At 35.1% G+C, this 22,460-nt stretch carries 19 protein-coding genes; 12 read left to right on the top strand and 7 right to left on the bottom strand.

The genetic code is table 11. The annotated features are described in order from the left end of the window. Positions 1-80: 80 nt before the first annotated feature. From ACYQ1E_RS04795 to alaC, 4 genes are read right to left on the bottom strand one after another with little or no spacing between them, the layout of a single operon-like run. Positions 81-530: an acyl-CoA thioesterase gene (locus ACYQ1E_RS04795; RefSeq protein ID WP_459875921.1), complete on the bottom strand. Its 450-nt coding sequence runs from the start codon at positions 528-530 to the stop codon at positions 81-83. After that, positions 506-1,696 (bottom strand): cofactor-independent phosphoglycerate mutase, encoded by a 1,191-nt coding sequence (locus ACYQ1E_RS04790; RefSeq protein WP_459875918.1) that lies wholly within the window; start codon positions 1,694-1,696, stop codon positions 506-508. Before ACYQ1E_RS04790 ends, ACYQ1E_RS04795 begins: the two co-directional genes overlap by 25 nt. Before the next feature lie 27 nt (positions 1,697-1,723). Further along, positions 1,724-3,016: a homoserine dehydrogenase gene (locus ACYQ1E_RS04785; RefSeq protein ID WP_459875915.1), complete on the bottom strand. Its 1,293-nt coding sequence runs from the start codon at positions 3,014-3,016 to the stop codon at positions 1,724-1,726. A 22-nt stretch (positions 3,017-3,038) separates the two neighbouring features. Beyond that, the gene (gene alaC / locus ACYQ1E_RS04780) at positions 3,039-4,208 is read right to left on the bottom strand and encodes an alanine transaminase (protein ID WP_459875912.1); all 1,170 of its coding nucleotides are present in this window, start codon (positions 4,206-4,208) and stop codon (positions 3,039-3,041) included. Positions 4,209-4,367: 159 nt separating this feature from the next. Between alaC and ACYQ1E_RS04775 the strand changes: the two genes are divergently transcribed. The 9 genes from ACYQ1E_RS04775 (at position 4,368) to ACYQ1E_RS04735 (ending at position 14,736) form a co-directional block, all read left to right on the top strand. Beyond that, entirely contained in the window at positions 4,368-4,829 is a 462-nt protein-coding gene (locus ACYQ1E_RS04775; protein WP_459875910.1) for an Hsp20/alpha crystallin family protein, read from the top strand. A gap of 24 nt (positions 4,830-4,853) precedes the next feature. Next, positions 4,854-5,696 carry a zinc metalloprotease HtpX gene (gene htpX / locus ACYQ1E_RS04770; protein WP_459875908.1) on the top strand — a complete coding sequence of 281 codons (843 nt, stop codon included), beginning with the start codon at positions 4,854-4,856 and terminating at the stop codon, positions 5,694-5,696. A gap of 162 nt (positions 5,697-5,858) precedes the next feature. Then, positions 5,859-7,208: a trypsin-like peptidase domain-containing protein gene (locus ACYQ1E_RS04765; protein ID WP_459875905.1), complete on the top strand. Its 1,350-nt coding sequence runs from the start codon at positions 5,859-5,861 to the stop codon at positions 7,206-7,208. 193 nt (positions 7,209-7,401) lie between these two features. Then, complete coding sequence (locus ACYQ1E_RS04760; protein WP_459878454.1) at positions 7,402-8,025, top strand: helix-turn-helix domain-containing protein; 624 nt, start codon at positions 7,402-7,404, stop codon at positions 8,023-8,025. A gap of 35 nt (positions 8,026-8,060) precedes the next feature. Further along, positions 8,061-8,213, top strand: a complete 153-nt coding sequence (locus ACYQ1E_RS04755) for a hypothetical protein (protein ID WP_459875903.1) — start codon at positions 8,061-8,063, stop codon at positions 8,211-8,213. A gap of 1,058 nt (positions 8,214-9,271) precedes the next feature. Beyond that, positions 9,272-10,843, top strand: coding sequence for an acyl-CoA carboxylase subunit beta (locus ACYQ1E_RS04750; protein ID WP_459875901.1), 1,572 nt, complete (start codon positions 9,272-9,274; stop codon positions 10,841-10,843). Positions 10,844-10,895: 52 nt separating this feature from the next. After that, complete coding sequence (locus ACYQ1E_RS04745) at positions 10,896-11,300, top strand: cobalamin B12-binding domain-containing protein (RefSeq protein WP_459875898.1); 405 nt, start codon at positions 10,896-10,898, stop codon at positions 11,298-11,300. Positions 11,301-11,352: 52 nt separating this feature from the next. Continuing rightward, entirely contained in the window at positions 11,353-12,915 is a 1,563-nt protein-coding gene (locus ACYQ1E_RS04740) for an acyl-CoA synthetase (protein ID WP_459875895.1), read from the top strand. Between the two features lie 66 nt (positions 12,916-12,981). After that, positions 12,982-14,736, top strand: coding sequence for a methylmalonyl-CoA mutase family protein (locus tag ACYQ1E_RS04735; protein WP_459875893.1), 1,755 nt, complete (start codon positions 12,982-12,984; stop codon positions 14,734-14,736). An 80-nt stretch (positions 14,737-14,816) separates the two neighbouring features. On the opposite strand, the gene ACYQ1E_RS04730 is transcribed toward ACYQ1E_RS04735, so the two are convergent. From ACYQ1E_RS04730 to ACYQ1E_RS04720, 3 genes are all read right to left on the bottom strand, one after another. After that, complete coding sequence (locus ACYQ1E_RS04730; RefSeq protein WP_459875891.1) at positions 14,817-15,833, bottom strand: MBL fold metallo-hydrolase; 1,017 nt, start codon at positions 15,831-15,833, stop codon at positions 14,817-14,819. A gap of 100 nt (positions 15,834-15,933) precedes the next feature. Next, positions 15,934-17,325 (bottom strand): B12-binding domain-containing radical SAM protein, encoded by a 1,392-nt coding sequence (locus ACYQ1E_RS04725; RefSeq protein ID WP_459875889.1) that lies wholly within the window; start codon positions 17,323-17,325, stop codon positions 15,934-15,936. Positions 17,326-18,011: 686 nt separating this feature from the next. Beyond that, positions 18,012-18,542, bottom strand: a complete 531-nt coding sequence (locus tag ACYQ1E_RS04720) for a hypothetical protein (RefSeq protein ID WP_459875886.1) — start codon at positions 18,540-18,542, stop codon at positions 18,012-18,014. 497 nt (positions 18,543-19,039) lie between these two features. On the opposite strand from ACYQ1E_RS04720, the gene ACYQ1E_RS04715 reads away from it, so the two are divergent. From ACYQ1E_RS04715 to ACYQ1E_RS04705, 3 genes are all read left to right on the top strand, one after another. Continuing rightward, positions 19,040-20,455, top strand: coding sequence for a sensor histidine kinase (locus ACYQ1E_RS04715; RefSeq protein ID WP_459875883.1), 1,416 nt, complete (start codon positions 19,040-19,042; stop codon positions 20,453-20,455). A 3-nt stretch (positions 20,456-20,458) separates the two neighbouring features. Then, positions 20,459-21,823 carry a sigma-54-dependent transcriptional regulator gene (locus ACYQ1E_RS04710; RefSeq protein ID WP_459875881.1) on the top strand — a complete coding sequence of 455 codons (1,365 nt, stop codon included), beginning with the start codon at positions 20,459-20,461 and terminating at the stop codon, positions 21,821-21,823. A gap of 246 nt (positions 21,824-22,069) precedes the next feature. Next, positions 22,070-22,459, top strand: coding sequence for a hypothetical protein (locus ACYQ1E_RS04705; RefSeq protein ID WP_459875878.1), 390 nt, complete (start codon positions 22,070-22,072; stop codon positions 22,457-22,459). Position 22,460 lies beyond the last annotated feature (1 nt).

Raw genomic sequence — 22,460 nt, 5'->3', positions numbered from 1 at the left:
CTTTCCTCTTTTTAAAAAAAGGAAGAGAAGTTCTAAAAAAGGTAAAAAAATCGGTTGAAAAGAACAAAAAAAGCTGTAAATTATTTTATTGCTTTATTTTGCACCATTTCAACCAACCAATTAGGCACTTTTACTATTTTTCCCTTTTTGTCCATACATGGATGTTTGGTCCACCCTGTTGTAATTTTTTTATAATCTTCTGTTTTGTTATATATTTCATATACAAATTTTAAAGATGCCTTGCCCCACTCTTTGATTCCACATCTAACTAAAATTAAATCTTCATATTTTGCTGGGCTCAAATATTTACAATATGCCTCAATTACAGGGAAAAACACCCCTCTTTTTTCTATTTCTAAATAGCTTTGTCCAAGTTCTCTAAAAAAATGGCTCCTTGCCTGTTCAAACCAGTGGAGATAGTTGGCATAATAAACTATTCTCATACAATCTGTCTCACCATAGGAAACTATGTGTTTCCATGTGGCCTCAGGTTTTGGAAAGTCATCTATTTTATTTGTTCCAATATCCATTTTATCAAATCCTCCCCTCTTTCTATAAATAAATCAGACTTTTTAGCATTTATTTCAGAAAATTTTTGATCAGTTTTATTTATTGGAGCATTGAAGTTGATAAAAAGTATTGGCACAGGATCAGATACATGGGTACGTTTATATACTGGAGTTAAATGGTCGCAACAAATTAAACATGCCCCTTTTTTAGATTCCAGAAAATTGCATATTGGACCAACAATGTATTTATCAAATCTCTCTATGGCCTTTATTTTGCATTTAATGTCCCCAGCGTGCCCACATTCATCAGGACCTTCCAAATGAAGAAATATAAAATCCTTTTGTTTAAGAAATTCTATTGCAGCCTCTGCCTTACCCTTATAGTTGGTATCAACCAGTCCTGTTGCCCCTTCAACGTCAATTATTTCCATATTAGAAGCATATCCAAGGCCCTTTATTAAATCCACAGCAGATATTACTGCTCCTTTTAAACCATAAGTTTTAAAAAAATCAGGTAGCTTCAATCTTTTACCCTGTCCCCAGGGCCATATACAATTTGCTTTTGATTCTGGAAAGTTCTCTTTTAGTAGTTTCTTTGCACGAATTATGATATCAAATAATTGCTTGTTGTTTTTATATTGAAAATAGTCATTTCTTATTGATTGATCAAGGATATCATGAGGGGGATTTATCTTTGTATTTTCAAGAGAAGTGTCTTTTCCATCTTTTCTTATAAGCAAGTGGCGATATTGAAAGCCTGCTATTATCTTCCAAGTATCATCTTCTAAATTTTTTTTTAAAAAAGATATTATATTTTTTGCCTCTTCATCTGTTATATGAGCGGCACTGTAATCAATCATTACACCATTTTCTGAAAATTCTGACACTGTTACCAGATTCATTCTAAAAATTATGTCATTCTCATCCACAGGGACCTTAAGTGCTGCTGCTTCTATTGGTCCTCTTCCTGTGTGATACAAAGAGGGGTCAAAGCCCAATATTGCCATGTTGGCTATGTCAGAGCCTGGCTCCATACCTTGGGGAATTGTCCTACAAAGCCCAATTTTTCCAGTTTTTGCAAGTCTATCCATGTTTGGAGTATTGGCAACTTCTAAAGGAGTCTTGCCTTCTAATTCTTTTAATGGATAATCCCCCATGCCATCTGCTATTAGAAAGGCCAATTTCATTTTTTAGCTCCACATCCTGTATGTTTTTTAATTGAGGATTCTATAGTGTTTTGTCCCTGGCATTACAAAAGATAATTTATCTATCTCTTCTATTGCATCCTTGATGTTTTTTATTTGTGCCCTGTGGGTTAGGAATACAACAGGGACGTATTTGCCTTTTTTTTCCTGTCTTTGAACAACCTGTGCAATACTTATGTTTCTTTCTCCCATAATACCTGCTAAAATTGCCAAAACACCTGGTCTATCTTCTACCTGGAATCTAAAATAATGGCAGCAAGAGGTATATATATCTTCTAATATTGAAGCTTCCTCTATCTGGTCACTATAGAATCCAGTATTATTGTATGAGGGGGATCTAATGATTGACATAATATCAGAGAGCACTGCACTTCCAGTTGGAAGACCGCCTGCACCTTGACCATATAACATTATTGGTCCAACCCCATTTCCTTCTATTAAAATCGCATTAAAAGGACCATCTACCTTGGCAAGTATATGTTTTTTAGGTATAAGAACAGGATATACCCCTGCCTCTAAATTTCCGCCTTTGTCCTTTGCTTTTGCTATTAATTTTATAGTGTATCCAAACTCTTCAGCCATTTTTATATCATAAGGGTCTGTATTTGAAATGCCTTCAATGGTGAGTTTATCTAGGGGATAGTTTTTTCCGTAGGCCAACATAATTAAAATAATTAGTTTATGGGCAGCATCAATTCCCTCAATATCTAAAGTGGGATCTGCTTCTGCATAACCTTTATCCTGGGCAATTTTAAGGGCTTGTTCAAAAGGAAACTTTTCTTGAGACATTTTAGATAAGATAAAATTTGCAGTTCCATTTAAAATTCCAGTTAATGAAATGATTTTATTTCCAGAGAGATTTTCCTTGAGTGTTTGAATAATTGGAATACCACCACCAACACTTGCCTCAAAGTACAATGCACTATTTTGCCACTTGGCTAGTTGAAAGAGTTCACTTCCATATTCTGCAAGCACTGCCTTATTGGCTGTAACAACGTGTTTTTTGGCCAAAATGGACTTTTTAATAACCTCTTTTGCCACTGTTGTACCACCAATTAATTCAACCACTATCTCAATTTCTGGATCATTTACTATATCGTCTATTTTGTCTGTAAATTTCACGCTCTCAGGGGGCAAAAAATCCCTTTTTTTATTAATGTTTTTGACCAGGATAGTCTTTATTTTTATTTTTTTTCCAAGTCTTCTGTAAATAATATCACTGTTACCTAAAATTAATTTTGTAAGACCAGTTGCAACTGTTCCAAATCCCGCTATTCCTATGTTTATAGAGTCTTTTTCCATCCTTTCTCCCTTAAAAGGTACTCTATGAGAATAATTTTTTTAGTCCACGAATAGCCTGATTTATTCGGTGTTTATTTTCAACAAGGGCAAAACGCACATAATTATCCCCAAAATGACCAAATCCAAGTCCAGGAGATACTGCTACTTTACACTCATTGAGCAAGAGCTTTGAAAATTCAACAGAACCCATATATTGAAATTGTTCAGGGATTTTTGCCCATACAAACATGGTTGCTTTAGGTGAGGGAGTATGCCATCCGATTCTGTTTAGTCCTTGAATTAAGGTATCCCTTCTAATCCTGTATTCCTCAACAATTTTTCCCACACAACTTTGATCACCATTTAAAGCTATAATGGATGCTATTTGGATTGGTTGAAATATTCCATAATCTAGATAACTTTTAATCCTTGTAAGTGCATGGACCATCTGTTTATTTCCACAACAAAATCCAACTCTCCATCCTGCCATGGAATAACTTTTTGACAGGGAGAAAAATTCCACACCAACATCCTTAGCGCCCTTTGCCTGTAAAAAACTCGGTGGCTTATATCCATCAAAGGCAAGGTCTGCATAGGCAAAGTCATGGATTACATAGATATTGTGTTCCTTGGCAAAGTCCACTATTTTTTGAAAAAAGTCCAGATCTACAACTACTGTTGTGGGGTTATGTGGATAAGATATTATTAGTAATTTTGGTTGGGGCCAGGTTTGTTTTGTGGCTGTTAATAGGTCTTCAAAAAAATCCCTTTCTGGTGATATGGGAATTCTCCTTACATCAGCCCCTGCTATAATTGCACTATAGGTGTGAATGGGATAGGTTGGATCAGGGACAAAGACTACCTCTCCTGGACTCAACATAACAAGGGCAAGGTGAGAGAGTCCTTCCTTGGCACCAATGGTCACTACTGCCTCGGTTTCTGGATCAATATCTACATTATATCTTCTTTTGTACCAATTTGCTATTGCCTTTCTTAAGTTAGGAATCCCCCTCGATGCAGAATACCTGTGATTTGTTGGCTTTTGTGCTGCTTCAACTAATTTATCTACAATGTGTTTTGGGGTTGAAATATCTGGGTTCCCCATTCCCAAGTCAATTATATCTTCTCCCTGTCTTCTTAATTTCATCTTGAGTTCATTTACTGTGGCAAAGACATAAGGAGGCAATCTTTTCATCCTTGGAAATTCTTGCATGGCTCATTCTCCTTAACTCTTAAGGTAGTTGATTGAAAAATTAGATATAGCCTTTAAAATATATTTATGTCAAAGATTAAGTTTGCTTTCAAGAGTTGACTTTTTGTCTAAATTAATTACTAATTCAATTAACCATAAGCAAAAAAAGAGGAGAAAAAAATGGGTGCTTTTAGATTTAAATCCACGGATCTATTTGTTGAAATCCAAAATATGAAAAAAAGAGCAGATAAGATTATGGAACAGACATTTGGAAGGTTTGCCAACAATAATGAACCAACCTCTACTACCTGGGAACCAGCAACTGATGTTTATGAAACAGAAAAATATTATGTGATACAAATGGAGATTCCAGGAGTGGAAAAATCAGATATTCAAATTGAATTAAAAGGGGAAGAGCTTATTATTTGTGGGATAAAAAGGCTGATTAAAGAAACTCCCAGATGTTCTTACATGATTTTAGAGAGGTCATATGGCCCTTTTATAAGAAAGTTCTCTCTTCCAAAAGATATTGATTTGGACTCAATATCTGCTTCTATGGATATTGGGATCTTAATGATCAAGCTCCCTAAAAAAGAGGTGAAACCAGATGAAATAAAAATTCAAATACAATTTGAGGAATAAAAAAATAAAAAGAGGAGGAAAAATATGAAAAATCAAGTAAAAACAGGGATTTTTTTGGGTGTTTTAACTGTCCTTATCTTACTTTTTGGAAAGGCCCTTGGTGGTACTCAAGGACTTTACATTGCATTTTTCTTTGCTATTTTAATGAATGTTGGAAGTTACTGGTTTTCTGATAAAATTGTTTTGAGAATGTATCGCGCAAAGAAGGTTGATTATCACGAGGCTCCAGAGCTTCATCACATTGTTGAAGAACTGGCAAAAAGGGCTGGGATTCCAAAGCCAAAGATTTACATTATACCATCTGAACAACCAAACGCCTTTGCAACAGGGCGTGGCCCAAAAAATGGTGTTGTTGCTGTAACAAGGGGTATAATGGAACTCCTTACTCCAGAGGAGCTTATGGGGGTTCTTGCCCATGAGATAGGCCATATCAAGAATAGGGACATATTGATCCAGACTATAGCAGCAACTTTAGCAGGTGTAATAATGTTTATTTCTGATATGGTAAAATGGGCTGCAATATTTGGGATGGGACGAGATGATGAAGATTCAAATCCATTTGTTGCCATTATTTTGGCAATTATAGCTCCATTTGCAGCAATGCTAATACAACTGGCCATCTCCAGGTCAAGGGAATATCTTGCAGATGAGACTGGTGCAAAGCTGTGTGAAAATCCCCATTATCTTGCAAGCGCATTGGAAAAACTTGAAGCATATTCGAGCAGAATACCAATGAGTGTCGGTAATCCTTCAACTGCCCACATGTTTATTGTAAATCCATTTAAAGGTGTGTCTTTGATAAGTTTATTTAGCACCCATCCACCTATTGAGGAAAGAATAAGACGGCTAAGAGCCATGAGTTTTTAAAGATAAAACTGGGTTTGATTGGCCTTTGATGGTCAAAGTTAATAAATCCCTTTATGTAAATACATAGATTGGTAAAATAAAAGATTGAATTTTAAAGGATTATCTTTTAAGCTCAGGAGAAGTCCTGAGCTTTTTTTATTTTTAACTTAAGGAGTATTTAGAATGAAAAAACAGGTTACTATATCTATGTGTCTATTTTTTTTGTTGTTTTCAGTAAATGTCTTTGGCAAGAATGGAATTGAGTTGAGAAGGAATCTGGTTGTTCAGGCAGTGGAAAAGACTGCTCCAGCAGTGGTAAATATTAAAGCAGCAAAGGTAGTTGAGAGGTATTCTAATCCTTTTAGGGATTTTTTTGGAGATGAGTTTTTTTCTCCTTTTTTTTCTGATATTTTTCCAGGATATAAACGAAAATTTTTAGAACAGAGTTTAGGCTCTGGGGTAATAATTAACGGGATAAAAAGATTGGTTCTTACAAACGCCCATGTGATTATGGGTGCCTCAAAAATCAAGGTAAAATTACTAGATGGAAGAGAATTTAAGGCAGATTTAGTTGGATGTGATCCTGATTTTGATGTAGCCCTCTTAAAATTACGAGGACATGGGCAATTACCCGAGGCAAGGATGGGGACATCTAAAGACTTAATGGTTGGAGAGACAGTGATCGCAATAGGAAATCCTTACGGTTTTAGCCATACAGTGACAACTGGTGTTGTGTCTGCTTTAAATAGGTCTATTAGGACAAAGCAAGGAACCTATTTTGGATTTATTCAGACAGATGCAGCTATTAATCCAGGAAACAGTGGTGGACCTCTTTTAAATATACTCGGTGAAGTAATTGGAATTAATACAGCCATTTACGCAAAGGCAGAGGGAATTGGATTTGCCATTCCCATAGATAAGGCAAAAAATGTTATTTATGAACTGCTCCATTATGGCAAGGTGCAACCTGTATGGCTTGGAATCTTTGGCCAAAATGTGGATCCAAGAGTGGCCTCTTATCTCAGATTAAAAGGCCTTGAAGGGCTCTTGGTTACTGAGGTGATTAAAGGGCTTCCTGCATATAAAGAAGGAATAAAACCTGGAGATGTGATAGTTTCAATAAATGGAATACAGATTCGAGATAAAGAAGATTATATAAGGTATTTATTAAATACTACTTCTGAATCTGTTATTAAATTAAAACTTTTTAGAATGGGCAAATTGTATGAGACCTCCCCTCTAAAACCTGTATATTTTACTAAAAAACAAGCGATTAGGTTAATAAAAAAGAGATGGGGTTTTTGGGGAAAAGAATATAAAGGGAACCTTCTTGTAACCAATGTGTATCCTAATTCACCAGCCTCAGCACTTGGACTTAAGCCTGGTGATGTGATCTATAAAATAGGAGGGACCGCTCAAACATCTATTAACAAATTGATACATGCATATATCAGATACAGGCTTCAGAAAGCAGTTATGTTGGTAGTGGTTAGAAATAATCATATGTATTATGTGAGAATGAATACGCAATAAATTATATATCCTAGTCACGATTTATAGTATCCTTCAGAACTTGATATAATAGGAACAATTTGATATAATGAATATTTATGAAAGGGAAATGTATTAAGGTTTAAAATATAGAAGAGCTAAAGGAAAAATTAAAGAGTGAGAAGATAGACAATATCTTGGTAAAACTTATTTTTCTAAATCTTATAAAGAAGGGATAGATTTTGAAAAGGCTTGTAGCGGTTGTGGGATAGCCCAATCGACAGGGTACTTATGGATAAGGGAATGGAACCAAGAGGGTTATAAAGGGATAAAAGGTAAAGGAAGAGGAAAAGGGGGAAGAAGGCCAAGTAGGCTGTCAAGGGAAGATTTAAAAATGCTTAAGGAATTACTTAAAAAGAGAGCCTATTGGACCACAAAAGAAGTAAGGACATTGATAAAAGATACTTCTGATATAGAATACTCACAAGATCATGTAGTAAGGATTCTGAGAGATAAGCTTAAGATGCATTTTTCTAAACCATATCCGATGGATTATAGGAAACCAAAAGATGCAGAGAAGATATTAGAGGATCAACTTCAACTTACTTTTTCTTTGTTAAAGACAAATATAATAGGTTTTTATGCTATAAAAGGAGAAAGTGTAAAGTCATTTTTAGAAGATTCAAAAGGTTTATCAATAGCTAAGTTTTTAGAAAAGATAAGAGAAGTAAATAAGAGATATAAAGCGATAGTAGCAATAATAGATAATTTTTCATCCCATAAGAGTAAAGTAGTAAGAGAAAAGGCATCTAAGTTAGCTATTTATCTGTCTATCTTCCCCCTTATTCACCAGAGTTAAATCCTATTGAGTATATCTGGAAAAGTATAAAAAGAGTGCTTTCATTAGTTTTTGTAAAAGATATAAAAGAGATGAAGGAGGTTATATCAGAAGCATGGAATAGGTTATGTAAAAAAATAAGTTTTGCTAAAAGTTGGATAGAAAAATTTTTAAAGGTCACCCCATATTATATGAAATTGTGCGGATAACTATATTTATAGCCGTAAAAAAGATGTATACAAAAATGCTCGTTCTAAATATCCAGAACGGTGGTCTGGGAACATTAGGAATTGGGATTCTATTTTAAGTGTTGATCTCAGTCCAGGAATTAAACAACATCTTAAAAAGGTTGCTTGATGGAAAAAAATAGAATAACTTTTCGTGACATATTTTCTGACATTCACCGTGCTTAACTGCTACTACAAAAGGCATCATAAAGAGCAAATTTTTCTATTTCTGAAACAAGTTTTACATGATAATGGGTTTTAACCTTGTCAGAAATTACCGTTGGTTCATCGACATATACATCAATGCCATACTGTTAAACATGGTAACAAATTTTCTGGGTTTAAAAGTGAAAAATTTTTATTTTGAAGCAGCACCCTCTAAAACAGAAAAGTATTCAAATCCATTTTATTAAAGATTATTGAGAGTTCATTAATAGGTGCCAAAATTAAATCCCTCTGGTATTTTCAATTACTTTTATAGCTTTAGTTGTTTTATATCAGTCACATATTTCAATTATACCAGTTAAAATAACACTTCCATATATCTTAGATAAAATAGACAATTTACAGCAACTATTTTATAAACTATAATAAGTTGAGTTATATTATATTAAATAAAAAATTTCCTTTAAAATTATCATTTTTTTTTAAAATGAGAAATATTTTCTTTTCTCGATTGTAAAAAATAAAATTTTTCTAGAAGTTGCTAACACATCCATATTTTATTACTTCATTTATTATTTATGTTAATTTTTAAAAATAAATAAATTATACTGAAAATAAATTATAATTATTTTATAAAATATAAAATTAATATAATTACTTATATATTAAATAATTTATAAATAAACAATATTAAAATTAAAATATAAGATTTATCTAATATTGTTATATGGTTTTACTGATAAATTTATGTACAAAAATATTGACATGACTGATATATTGTGTTTAAACTAAATATCAAATTTTAGTTTTAAAATGGTAAAAATAGTTCTATGTTATAAAGAGATTTATTTAGTAGAGTTAAGGAGTATGGCCATATGAAATCACTGTTAAAAAAGCGTCTTAAACAATTGAAAAAGGCCAGAGAAACAGTACTTGAGGCAAGTAGGGGGAAATGGGCTGTAAAGCTCCATGAGCAGGGAAAGCTAACTGCCAGGGAAAGGCTGGAAATTCTTCTAGATCCTGGCAGTTTTCATGAATTAAATATGCTTGTGGGGCATTTAGATGGCCGTCCAGCAGACGGTATTATTACTGGAAGTGGTACCATTGATGGGAGAAAAGTTTTTGTTTATTCCCAGGATCCCTCAGTTAAGGGCGGATCTATTGGCTTAGAGCATGGTTATAAAATGTATCGCACCATAGAAAGGGCCCTGGAGATGAGAGTTCCTCTCATTGGTCTCCATGATTCTCCAGGCGCAAGGTTACCTACTGTCCAGGATGTAGAAATGTTGAGGAAACAGAAGCGTTCTTTTTTTTCACTAGTTTCAGATAAGCATGGTGGTTCTGTTTTTTATCCAAATACCCAGGCATCAGGGGTGATTCCTCAAATATCAGCGATATTGGGTAGTTGTGGGGGTATTTCAGTTTACTCTCCAGCACTTACAGATTTTATTTTCATGGTGGATAAGACCAGTCATATGTTTATTACCGGGCCTTTAATTGTGAAATCTGTGTTGGGAGAAGACATTACAAAGGAACAACTGGGTGGAGCAGCTATCCATGCTCAAAAATCTGGAGTTTGTGATTTCAGGTGTGCAAGTGAAAGGGAATGTTTACTTAAGATTAGAAAATTATTGAGTTTTCTTCCATTAAATTGTGATGAAAAACCTCCCAGGGTTAAGACTGGAGACGATCCTGAGAGAGAGTGTAAAAAATTAGAAGAGTTGGTTCCCTCAGATCCCAACAAACCCTATGACATGCGGGAGGTAATAAAGGAAATAGTAGATGATCATGATTTTATGGAAGTGAAGGCCGAATTTGCAAAAGAGATAGTGGTTGGATTTGGGAGATTGGATGGTCAAACAGTAGGTTTTATAGGGAACCAACCCATGTATATGGCGGGTTGTTTGACAGTAGACAGTTCAGACAAACAGGCTAGATTTATAAGGTTTTGTGATTGTTTTAATATACCGATAATTTTGTTAGTAGATACGCCAGCCTATATGCCAGGATCAGCCCAGGAACATGCTGGAATCATTAGGCATGGAGCAAAGGTTTTATATGCATTGTGTGAGGCAGTGGTTCCGAGGGTATCTCTTGTTTTGAGAAAGGCATATGGTGGTGGTAATTTAGGTATGGGTGTATTGCCTGGTCTTGGCACAGATATAGTTTTATATTGGCCAATTGTAGAGACAGGGATATTGGGGGCTGAGCAGTCAGTTATATTATTTTATGGGGGGGAAAATGTCTCAAAAGAATTTTTAGCGGAGAAATTAGAAGAATATAGAGAGACTTATGCCAATCCTATATATGATATTTCATCTAATATAAATGTAGAAGACGTAATAGAACCAGCAGAGACAAGGAAGTATCTAATTAGCTGTCTCAAGATGCTTGAGGGTAAGAAGGTTCAAAGGATATCCAAACGTCATGGGAATATTCCCCTTTAAATTTTTAATAATATGGAGAATACCAGGGCCTAGAGGATAGGGAGGTTATTTTATGAATGAAGACAGGAAGATAAGAGTGTTAATAGCCAAACCCGGGCTTGATGGTCATGAGCGTGGTGCCCAAGTTGTAGCCTATGGATTAAGAGATGAAGGATTTGAAGTAATTTATACAGGTCTTAGACAGAGTCCTGATGAAATAGCAAAGGCAGCGGTACAGGAAGATGCGGAGGTAGTGGGTCTATCTATTTTGTCAGGCGCTCACATCCCTTTGAGTAAAAAGGTGATAAAAAAACTTGAAGAGATGGAGGCCATAGATGTAATAGTAATAGTGGGTGGAATTATTCCTGAAGAAGATATACCCAAGCTCAAGGAAATAGGAGTGGCCGAGGTGTTTGTTGCTGGGACATCAATAAAAGAGATTGCTGAGAGGATACGTGCCCATTTTAAGAAACAATAAGGACTTTTAATAAAAATTGAAATTATTATAAACCAAGGAGGAGTTAATTATTATGGAATGGAATGTTGGATACATAATGAGTAAGAGGGCAATGCTTACCCCAGATAAGACAGCTCTCATTTATGAGGATGTTCCTATAACTTACAAAGAACTGAATAAGAGGGTAAACCAGGTTGCGCATTATTTGCAACAAAAGGGTTTGAAAAAAGGAGATAGGATTTCAGTGTTGCTTTTGAATTGTCCAGAGTTTGTAGAGGTTTATTTTGCAGCGGCCAAACTTGGTTTAATATTTGTTCCGTTGAATTTTCGTCTTGTAGGACCTGAGCTTGAATACCAGCTAAATAATTGTGGCTCTCGTCTTTTAGTGTTTCATGATGTTTTGGCAAAGAATTTTGAATCTATCCGTTCCAGGGTGCCAGTGGAAGAAGACAAATATTTATTTGTAAAAAGTGGTATTTCAGAAGGACCAGATTGTAGTGGATGGGCACAGGACTATAATGAAGCGATTAAAAATATGTCTACAGAAGAGCCTGAGCCAGAAGAGCCAATAGAATTTGGTGATCCTCTAGCAATAATGTATACCTCAGGAGTTACAGGGCTTCCAAAGGGGGCTGTGCTTTCCCACGAACAGACATATTTTAAAAATTTTCAAATCATTCTTTATTCAGATATGAGAGCTGATGATGTATTTCTGGCACAACTTCCCCTTTTCCATTCAGGCGGATTGTTCATTGCGTTGACACCTACCTTTTGTCGTGGTGGCACATTTATTATGCGTCAAACATTTAGACCGGAAGATTTTGCTAAAGATATTGAGAGGTACAAAGCCACAATAATTTTTGCCTTAACCACAATGTGGCGCTTTATATTACAAAAAAATGCCCTAGATAATATAGATGTAAGCAGTGTACGGGTTGTTTTTGGCGGAGGAGAAAGAACACCTTTAAGCCTATTAGATGAGTTGGCGAAAAGAGGCCTCTATATGCAACAGGGGTTTGGCCAAACAGAAAATTCCGCAATGATGCTATTACCTAAAGAAGATGTTGAGAGGAAGAAGGGTTCCATAGGTCTTCCAGGATTTTTTACAGATATTTGGATTCAAGACGAAAAGGGCAACAAATTACCTCCAGGTCAGATTGGAGAGATAGTGGCAAAAGGACCTACAGTTATGAGTGGTTATTGGAATATGCCTGAAAAAACAGCAGAAGCTCTAAGAAATGGTGTGTTACATACAGGGGACTTAGGATATCAGGATGAAGAGGGATATTTCTACATCGTAGATAGGGCCAAAGATATGTATCGCAGTGGTGGTGAAAATGTATATCCTGCTGAGATTGAAAAGGTTCTGGCAGGTCATCCAAAAATTGAAAACGTTGCAATAATTGGAGTACCAGATGCGAAGTGGGGTGAAACAGGAATGGCATTTATAGTTGTAAAAAAAGGAGAAACTCTAACAAAAGAAGAAATTTACGATTTTCTTGAGGGTAAGATAGCCAGGTATAAGTATCCAAGACATATAAAATTCATTGATGAACTCCCTATGACAGCCAGTGGAAAGATTAAAAAAGTGGAACTAAAAAAGAAATATGGAGTGAAACTTGACGAAAAGTCTTAAAAAAAATAGAATAAAGGGAACTTTTAGGATAGAAATCACAATTAAATATAAAGGTAGGAGTAAGTTATGGCTAACAACAAGGAAAAACTCAAATCTTTAGAGCAGGCCCAAAAAGAGTGGGTAAAGCGAGTACTTGAGCCAAGGATGAAAAAATTTAAACTAGATAAGTGTCCTACTCGCTTCTATACTCCTTTAGATATCAAGGATTTTGATTTTTTAGAGCAAGTTGGATTTCCAGGGCAATATCCCTTTGTAGCAGGCAATGACCCTCTCCCTAGATGGCAGGCCCTGGCAAATTTAGCAGCAAAGGCAGGAGTTCGTTATGAATGGGGTGCAAGTGGAGCTGGAAAATATGGTGGCTTTGGTACTCCTGAAGATTATAGAGACTATTTGATTAGAATGCACAAAATGGGAAGAAAAGGCGGTCCTAATATGGCCTTTGACCTTCCTACTCAATGTGGTTATGATTCTGATAGTGATTGGGCAGAAGGAGAAGTAGGCAGAGTGGGAGTGGCTGTGGACACATTTCGTGATTTTGAGATAATATATGAAGCTTATACAGGGGAATTGGATATAGATAAAGTCCCCTCTAACTTTACAATCAATGCTCCTGCAGCAATAATAATAGCCATGTATATAGCTTTGGCACAGAAGAGAAATATCCCCTTGGAAAAGCTAAGGGGTACTCCTCAAAATGATATTTTGAAGGAATTTGTGAGCAGGGGTACCTATATCTTTCCACCTCGTCCCTCAATGAGATTATTTCGTGATATTCTGGTGTTTTGTACAAAATATGTACCCAATATGAATGTAACAAGTATTGGCGGGTACCATATGCGGGAGGCAGGTGCTACAAGAGAGCAAGATTTGGCCTTTAGTATGGCAATTGGAGCAGCATACTTGCAAACAGGAGTAGATGCAGGTTTAGACATTGACTCTTTTGCCCCAAACTTTACGTTTAATGGTTTTGGCGGAAGTATGGAATTTTACAAAGAAATAGCATTTCAGCGGGCAGCAAGGCGGATGTGGGCAAGGATGCTAAAAGAGCGATTTGGTGCCAAAAATCCCAGGGGCATGATGATTAGACAGATATCAACAGCACATATAGGATGTTCTAGCACAACCCTCCAGCGTCCTCTCAATAACTTGACACGCGCTGTGGTAGGTGCCATGGCTGCTGGAATGAGTGGTGGCATTCCCGGGGTATTCCCTCCATATGATGAGCCCTTAGGGCTTGGACATAGTTTAGAAGCTCAGCAACTAGCCTTTGACGCAACTCGTATTCTGATTTATGAGGCAAAGGTCGGTGAAGTGAATGATCCCTGGGCAGGCTCATACTTTATGGAATCGCTCACCAACGAGATTGAAGAAGCTGCACAAAAGGAGTTTGATAAGATTGAAGAGATGGGCGGAGCAGTGGCAGCTATTGAGAATGGATACATGAAGCAGGCAATCGCAAAAAGTGCTTATGAGAAACAGCGTAAAATAGAAAATCAGGAAGAATTTGTTGTTGGCGTAAATTGTTTTACTGGACCCCACGAGATAGAAGTCACAACAAATCGTAGTGTACCTGAAGTATATCCTGCAGAGTTAATGGCAACTGCAGAAGAGAGAAAAAGGGCATCATTAGCAAAGTTTAAGAAGGAAAGAGACAATGGAGCGGTTTCTAAAACCCTCAAGGCCCTGGAAAAGGCAGCAAAGAATGAAGACGAAAATCTAATGCCCTATATTATTGATTGTGTTAAGGCATATGCAACACTTCAAGAGATGTGTGACGTTTTAAGGTCTGTTTTTGGTGTGGCTGAGCCAGATACCGCATAATGATTTATAAAACTTTCGGGATTTTGAATCTAGTGACTTTTTAAGGGGGCCCAAGGTCCCCCTTTTGGAGTTTATATTAATTAAACAAGAAAGAATTTTTGTGGTCGAGAAGTGGTGCTTTTTATCTTTCCTTCTAATCTCAATTTTTGAAGATGGCATTGTAATATTGGGGTCCCAGGAAAAAATTGTGCTGAAGGCGAATCAAAAAACTCTTGGACAAGTTCATGAAAATTCTTAGGACCCTTTTTTAGATTCATTAAAATCAGCTCATCCCTTTTCAAAAGTTCCTTTCTTGTTTTTCTAATAACTTTGTTTGCATCACTAATAACATCACCGTGAGAAGGAAGAATAAAATCAATATCTAAAGTTTCTATTTTTTCAAGACTCTTGAGATATCCTATAACTCCTCCTGAGGATGGAGAATACCAAGGTACTACATCTCCAAGGATGTCTCCAGAAAGCAAGAATCTTTTTTTTCTCTCGTATAATGAGATGTGGCCAGGGGCATGACCTGGGGTATGTAAAACTTCAAAATTATAAGCCCCTATTTTTATACAATCTCCTTCCTTTACAATAGTATTTGCCTTAACTGATGACATTGGACAATTAACTGACTTAAAATAATTGAGCAAATCAAAAGCCGGTCCTTTTTTACCTGAATTCCCCGTTGTATCACTTTGATCTTCAACAGTTCCTCTTTCTTTCAGTCGTTCTTTACATAGAGGTATATCAAAAGAAGATTCTAGTTTTTCAGGATTCAGAGCAAAAGGAAAATCCAACTCGTGAATAATAATTGTTTCTGGTTTTAATTCAGGCACAAGTAGCTCCATTCCACCCATGTGATCTGGGTGTGCATGGGATAACACGATTTTTGTAATTTTTATAGAATCCCAGCCCAATCTCTTAAGAATCAATAAAAGATTTTCTATGGAGCTTATGCTTCCACATCCCACATCAAAAAGTGTCAATCCTTCCATGTCTTCAAATATATATACATTAGCAGATTGGGGCCAATATGGAGATGGTGGTTTGAGCATTTTCAAACCATCCATAATATTTAAAAGATCGCCTTTTATCTCATTTTTATTCTGGATCATTGTTACAGAAAAATACCTTTGTATAATTTTAAAAATTTTATTTAATTTATTAAAAAGTATTTTAGCATTATTAGTAATGAAGTGTCAATGCTTGTTTTAATCATAACTTTCTGAAAAAGGACCTTTTTTCCCATGAAAATCCACCTGGATAGCATGGCCAGATCGCATTATTTTGATATATTGGATCTTCCTCTATGGGGTAGAGAGAATGAGATTTGGCCTTTTGAAATAATTTTGAACCTGGTATAGGAGTAAAATAGGCAAGATGAGGCCTAAACCCAAATGATTTTGCAAATTCTATGGTTGAAATGACCTCTTCATCCCTTTGCCCTGGGAGTGCAAATAAGATATAGACACCTATTTCTTCCCTATTAAATCCTGCTTCTAAAAGATTTTTTACCCCTATATCCCACTCTTCCTTTGTAAGTTTTTTATCCAGTCTGGACAGAAAATTTCTGGTCTCCAAACCCAGTCTAATGGTCTTAAATCCGGCCCTTTTCATGAGGATACAAATATCCTTGGTTAAATAACGTATATGGAGCCCATTTGGAGTATGAAATCTCACATTATAGCCATTTTTAATAATTTTTTCTAAAAAAGGAATAAACCAATTTTCTGGTTGATATAAGAGTGCGTCGTCATAAAATACAAAGTCCCTAACACCTCGTTTATAATCAAACAAAAATTCTTCAAAAATATCTTTAAAGGGTCTTTGTATAAAATTAGTGTATAATATTTTGCTTGCACAATACTCACAGGAAAATGGGCAACCCCTGGACCCTAATATTATGGAAAAATATGGCTCAGAATAAAACTCTGAAGAAATTCTAAAATTTGCTTTGCATAAAGGAAGTCCCATAAACTTCATAAGCAAATTCCAGTTCTCTTCTTTTTCAATAGGCCCTTTTATAATCAAATCCACATCTAAATTTTTTTGGGCGTGATCCATACACAAGGTCGAATAAATCCCTCCAACTATTATTTTTGTTTTTTTAAATATTTTTCTAATAAGTGATATAACAGCGATTATACCTGGATACCAGTAGGTCATAACTGTAGACACCAGAACAAAATCAGGTGGTGACATATTTTTCAACGCACCTTTAACTGCATTAAAATCCAGCCCATATCTTGCAAATTTTCTTGGAACATTTTCTAATCCACAGGGTTTTGGAATCTCTACTCTAGGATATGGACCTGTGCCATATTTGACTGGCTTAGGCCATTTAATATCTCTCCACATTGGATATAAACAGTCTAATAGGGCAACTTCACATCCAACTAACTTGAGCATAGTTAGGCAGGAGATTAAACCAACTGGGCGGACCCAGAAATTGTATGCAGCAAAATCATAGATCCACGGATTAATCCCTAAGACCCTTGGATAGTCTTTTTTATTTGAGGATATCCAGATAATTTCTGGCCAATTTGGCAAATTTTGTCTCTTTTGATTTGTCAAGTTTGAGGACCTGGACAAAGGCCATCTTTGCATCTTTTGTCTTTCCCAATCTGAGATAATTTTCCCCAAGTAAATAATAGAGGTTTTGGTTATCCGGATATGCGTAAATCCCCTTTCTTATCTAGTTTAGCAAACTAAAATTCCGAAAAACCGCATGTTGATTTGTGTTATAGGTTTCTTAGTTATTGATAAGTGCAATAACTTTGTCTGAAAAAAATTGAATGTTCACAAGTAATTTCCGAAATAGGTGATTAGCACACACTCCATAAGGAGGCAAATTACCTGTGAACAATAACTTTATCGCTCAATTTTCAAAAAATATCAAGTTTTCCTACTCATCTTTGGATCGTGTTATCCTTCGCGGTTACATTTTAGATCTCTTCTATGAAAATAAGCGGAAATGTGCCAGACGAATAATACTCTTCTTTGAAGATTATGGGGTTTGAAGTATGATATATTCGGATATTGTTGAAATTATCAAAATAGGCGAAGGTTATGCTTTTTTCTTTAACAACATGAAAAAAATTTACGTTTTTTAGAGAAGCCTAAATCATTGCAAGTTCTTGAGTTATGATGGTTAAGCCTTGATGGATGAGGAGATAGCACTTTTCAATATTAGATGGTTGTGATGTCCTATGTTCTAAGTCCTTTTTAAAACACCTTGAAATTATGGGATTTTTAAAAAAGTCGTTAGCACAAATTGGAGCCCAAAGCCACTTTCAGCCAAATTTAGTAACCGCATAAAATGATATACCTTTTGCCTTTTTGACGATCTTTCTAGAGATTAATTTTTTCAATTCGTAGCGAATTTGAGAAGAATTTCGGAAGTAGTTGGATAGAGCATTCTTAAGTTCACAACTTTTAAATCCAAAAGAGGAGTATTTGGTTTTAAGCAATTCTTTGATGAGAGCAAGTTGTCTGTCTTTTCTAAGATCAGGAGCAGAGACCTTATGGTTAAGGTGGTCAAGAACAGGTTTTGAAAACATGTTCGGTTCAATCTCACATAATGAGGAGAGATCAACGTCAGCACAACAATTGAGGAATTTGTTATTGGCATCAAGACCTTTCCATAAATAGGCCTGTAGATAGAAAACAGGTTTTTTAAGCCCCAGCGATTTAGGGTTGTTAATGGTGGTTCCTGCCCGCCAGTGCCTCGACAATATGTGGTATTTAACTAGAGAAGGCAGGGTATATAGTTTTAATGAAAGAGTATCAAGGCGATTGGCAGGCGGGTCAGTGAAAATGCGCATAACGCCATTAGAGCGTTTAACAAAGCCCATATAAGGAAAGAAACAACGCCTCCTTCATAGAAGAGGTCTAAAATGTAACCGCGAAGGATAACACGATCAAAAGATGTGTAGGAAAACTTGATATTTTTTGAAAATTGAGCAATGAAGTTGTTGTTCACAGGTAATTTTCCTCCTTATGGAGTGTGTGCTAATCACCTATTTAGGAAATTACCTGTGAACATTCAATTTTTTTTCAGGCAAAGTTAGGGGATTTACCAATAACTAAGAAAGTCATAACACAAATCAACATGCAGCTTTCGGAACTTTAGTTTGCTAAAAAAGGGGGGGCCATGTCCCCTCATCTCATCTAAGGCTATCAACTTATTTAAATTCCTGATAAAAATAAATTCCCTTGTATTTGGACTTGACAAAACCCAATATTCTTTTGGTAGCATACCTAAAAGTAGATATACAATTCTTTAAATAATCCTATTAGAACATTTGGGAAAACAGGAACAATGAAAGATTTAAGGATCAAAATATTACTTTTTACAGTTACTGCCATTCTATTTCTGCTAATTCAATTAATTGGATATGCCTACAATATTAATTTTTTCAAAAAACAACTTGCTATGTTAGAAAGGACACATGACTTTATGGAAGATGTGTTAGAGCTTAGAAGATATGAGAAGAACTTTGTATATTTTATAGATAAAAAAGATTTAAATGAGGTGCTTTTATATTTAAAAAAGATAAAATCCGAAATAAATAATATAAAAAATCAAGATGCATTTAAAGATATTTTTGAAGAACTATCCTCTGATTTTAAAAGATTTGAAAATGACTTAACTATCTATGAAAATCTAATTCTCATTGCAAAGAAGAAAAATAAAGTGGATTTAAGACAAATAAGAAAATATGGTAAAAATATGCTCACATTTGCTGAAAAGCTTTTAAATTTAAATAAAAAACATATTGAAAAGACTTTAAATAAAATTCTGTATATTCCATCTATTTTGATGTTTCTCTTTTGTAGTACTCTTATTATACTTTTAATCATATTAACCCGCACTATCTTAAAACAAATTTCTTTTATTCAACAAACAACAGAGAGGATATCCAAAGGAGATTTCTCCTATATTCCACAGGATTCACAACAGTCTTCCTCTTTTTCATTGATAATTGGTGCTTTTAACAGAATGATCAGAGAATTGGATGAAAGACAAAATGCCTTGATCCAGGCAAAAAAACTCTCTGCTGTAGGAACCCTTGTTTCAGGTATAGCACATGAGCTAAACAACCCTTTAAACAATATATCGCTCACTGCAGAGGCCATTTTAGAAGATTTTAACGACTTATCAAAAGAAGAAATAGAAGAAATGCTACAAGAAATTTTAGAGGAGGCCAGGAGAGCCAGCTCTGTTGTGAAAAATCTGTTGGACTTTTCCAGGAGGAGAAAGACAGACATAACAGAACTAATAGATATTAAAAAACTAATAGATTCTACAATAAAACTTATAAAAAACCAGCTAATGCTATCAGATATCCAACTAATAAGAAATATTCCTTCTGACCTTCCCAAGATTAAAGGTAATGAAGACAACTTAAAACAGGTATTTATCAACCTGTTTTTAAATGCAATACAGGCAATGCCAAATGGTGGATACCTCAAAATAAGTGCCAGAGAAAAAGAAGGTTTTATTGAAATAGCAGTGGAAGACAGTGGTGTGGGTATGCCGCCAGAGGTTATGGAAAGAATTTTTGATCCCTTTTTCTCCACAAAACCAGTAGGTAAAGGTACTGGCCTGGGGCTTTCAATTGTCTACGGAATAGTCAAAAAACATGGAGGCCACATAGAGGTCAAAAGCAGGCAAGGACAAGGTACTACCTTTTTTGTTTATCTTCCAGTTTATTCCCAAAATGCCCACAATTAAATTATGAAAAGGGATTTTTCATCTATTATAACAGCAGTTGTGGATGATGAAATTATCTTCCTAAAAAGAGTAAAATCCCTTTTAGAAAAAAATCTGGGTTTAAAGGTCTATGCATATAACAACGCCCAAGAATTTCTCTCATCAATTAATGAAATTGATTTTGACCTTCTTCTTTTGGATTTGAACCTACCTGATTTAGATGGAATAACCGTTTTAACTTATTTAAAAAAATTAAAATCCGACATAGAAGTTATAATTGTTACAGGACACGCCACAGTAGATTCAGCAGTTGAAGCAATAAAAATTGGTGCAAAGGACTATCTAGAAAAGCCTTTAAACAAAAACAAGCTCTTCCTAACTGTAAATAACACCTTAGAAAAAATACTTTTAAAAAGAGAAAATTTACAATTAAAAAATTTACTGAATCAAAGAGATAAGAATCCTTTGGATGGATTTATTGCAAATTGCCAAAAGATGATAGATGTGACAAATATAATAAAAAAAATCGCCCCCCTAGACTGTAATGTGTTAATAGAAGGAGAAACTGGAACAGGAAAAGAAATGGTGGCCAGGGCCATACACAAACTTAGCAAAAGATCCAAAGGACCATATATTTCTATAAATTGCGGTGGTTTTTCTGAAGAGCTTATAACAAATGAACTCTTTGGACATGAAAAAGAAGCCTTTACAGGGGCACATTCCAGAAGGATTGGTCTGATTGAAGCTGCACAAAAAGGAACTTTATTCCTAGATGAAATTGGAGAAATGGCTCCATCTGTACAAGTAAAGCTCTTAAAGGTCATTGAAGAAAAAAGAATATATAGATTGGGATCAAATACACCTATTGACCTTGATATAAGAATAATTGCAGCTACAAATAGGGATTTAAAGACACTTGTGAAAGAAAAACTCTTTAGAGAAGACCTCTACTTCAGGCTAAATGTGGTGAATGTTAGGCTTCCAAAATTAAAAGAACGACCAGAGGATATTCCAGTTTTGATCTCCCACTTTATATCAAAGTATAATAAACAATTTGACAAACAAATCAAGGGAATTTCAAACAAGGCAGCATCTTTACTCTTAAAGTACGACTTTCCAGGAAATGTAAGGGAACTGGAAAATATAATCCAGAGGGCAGTTGCCCTGTGCGATGGACAAGAGATAAAACCAGAACACCTACCCTCAGATATAACCAACCTAAATTTTACAAATGTATCTACTAAGTTATTGATGTCACTTGAAGAAATTGAAAAAAATCACATAAAAAGGGTCTTAGAATTTACAGGCTATGACAAGAAAGCAACTGCAGCTATCTTAAAAATTCCAAGGACCACTCTTTGGAGAAAAATGAAAAAGTACAACCTATAAAATCTACCCTCCTTTTTCAAAATGAAACATACAACATTAAATCTTAATCTTTAACATCCAGTTTAAATAATCTTCTTGTTATTCTATACAATTTCACATGAGTAGAAAAATTTATTTACTGTTAATAGTGTTAATATCTTTTCATATTGAAACATAGACAAAATTTAAATTTTTCTCTTTTTCCAGATATAAAGCAATAATTACAAATAGTTAACAGATTGGAACAAAATATGCCTATAGATGACTATGAAACAGATACTTGTACCTATATTTTCTAAAGAGCCTAATCTTTGGGCCGCAGTGCATGCAATGCAACTGTCTGAAAGGATTAATGCAAAGGTATATTTATTTGAATATGTGGAGGAGGGAGAGGTTTCCTCTATTGAAAATAGCAATGTTAAAAGGGGTAGTAAGGCTATTAACCTGTTAAACCTAAGCCAAAAGGAGGGAAAAAATGTTCACATTCGGGTGAAAGGAAATTTTTTGGAAAAATGCACAAAGTTCATTAGAGAACATGGAATAGATTTACTGGTATTATCAATACCAAACAGAGCTTCTTACAAACAGTGGGTTTTAGAATTGTTAAAAACAGTCAAAAAACAAAAATTGTGCAGTGTAGAAATTGTTAAAAAATAAA

Source organism: Desulfothermus naphthae, from assembly GCF_054657475.1.
This window is presented reverse-complemented; position numbering and strand designations above follow the sequence as displayed.

Bases quoted from the DNA above. Each gene is read 5' to 3' on its own strand.
- ACYQ1E_RS04735 (WP_459875893.1), top strand. From the start codon at position 12,982: ATGGCTAACAACAAGGAAAAACTCAAATCTTTAGAGCAGGCCCAAAAA.
- ACYQ1E_RS04705 (WP_459875878.1), top strand. From the start codon at position 22,070: ATGAAACAGATACTTGTACCTATATTTTCTAAAGAGCCTAATCTTTGG.
- ACYQ1E_RS04725 (WP_459875889.1), bottom strand. From the start codon at position 17,325: ATGCAAAGATGGCCTTTGTCCAGGTCCTCAAACTTGACAAATCAAAAG.
- htpX (WP_459875908.1), top strand. From the start codon at position 4,854: ATGAAAAATCAAGTAAAAACAGGGATTTTTTTGGGTGTTTTAACTGTC.
- ACYQ1E_RS04740 (WP_459875895.1), top strand. From the start codon at position 11,353: ATGGAATGGAATGTTGGATACATAATGAGTAAGAGGGCAATGCTTACC.
- ACYQ1E_RS04720 (WP_459875886.1), bottom strand. From the start codon at position 18,542: ATGCGCATTTTCACTGACCCGCCTGCCAATCGCCTTGATACTCTTTCA.
- ACYQ1E_RS04730 (WP_459875891.1), bottom strand. From the start codon at position 15,833: ATGATCCAGAATAAAAATGAGATAAAAGGCGATCTTTTAAATATTATG.
- ACYQ1E_RS04715 (WP_459875883.1), top strand. From the start codon at position 19,040: ATGAAAGATTTAAGGATCAAAATATTACTTTTTACAGTTACTGCCATT.
- ACYQ1E_RS04775 (WP_459875910.1), top strand. From the start codon at position 4,368: ATGGGTGCTTTTAGATTTAAATCCACGGATCTATTTGTTGAAATCCAA.
- ACYQ1E_RS04790 (WP_459875918.1), bottom strand. From the start codon at position 1,696: ATGAAATTGGCCTTTCTAATAGCAGATGGCATGGGGGATTATCCATTA.
- ACYQ1E_RS04765 (WP_459875905.1), top strand. From the start codon at position 5,859: ATGAAAAAACAGGTTACTATATCTATGTGTCTATTTTTTTTGTTGTTT.
- ACYQ1E_RS04750 (WP_459875901.1), top strand. From the start codon at position 9,272: ATGAAATCACTGTTAAAAAAGCGTCTTAAACAATTGAAAAAGGCCAGA.
- alaC (WP_459875912.1), bottom strand. From the start codon at position 4,208: ATGCAAGAATTTCCAAGGATGAAAAGATTGCCTCCTTATGTCTTTGCC.
- ACYQ1E_RS04785 (WP_459875915.1), bottom strand. From the start codon at position 3,016: ATGGAAAAAGACTCTATAAACATAGGAATAGCGGGATTTGGAACAGTT.
- ACYQ1E_RS04710 (WP_459875881.1), top strand. From the start codon at position 20,459: ATGAAAAGGGATTTTTCATCTATTATAACAGCAGTTGTGGATGATGAA.
- ACYQ1E_RS04795 (WP_459875921.1), bottom strand. From the start codon at position 530: ATGGATATTGGAACAAATAAAATAGATGACTTTCCAAAACCTGAGGCC.
- ACYQ1E_RS04745 (WP_459875898.1), top strand. From the start codon at position 10,896: ATGAATGAAGACAGGAAGATAAGAGTGTTAATAGCCAAACCCGGGCTT.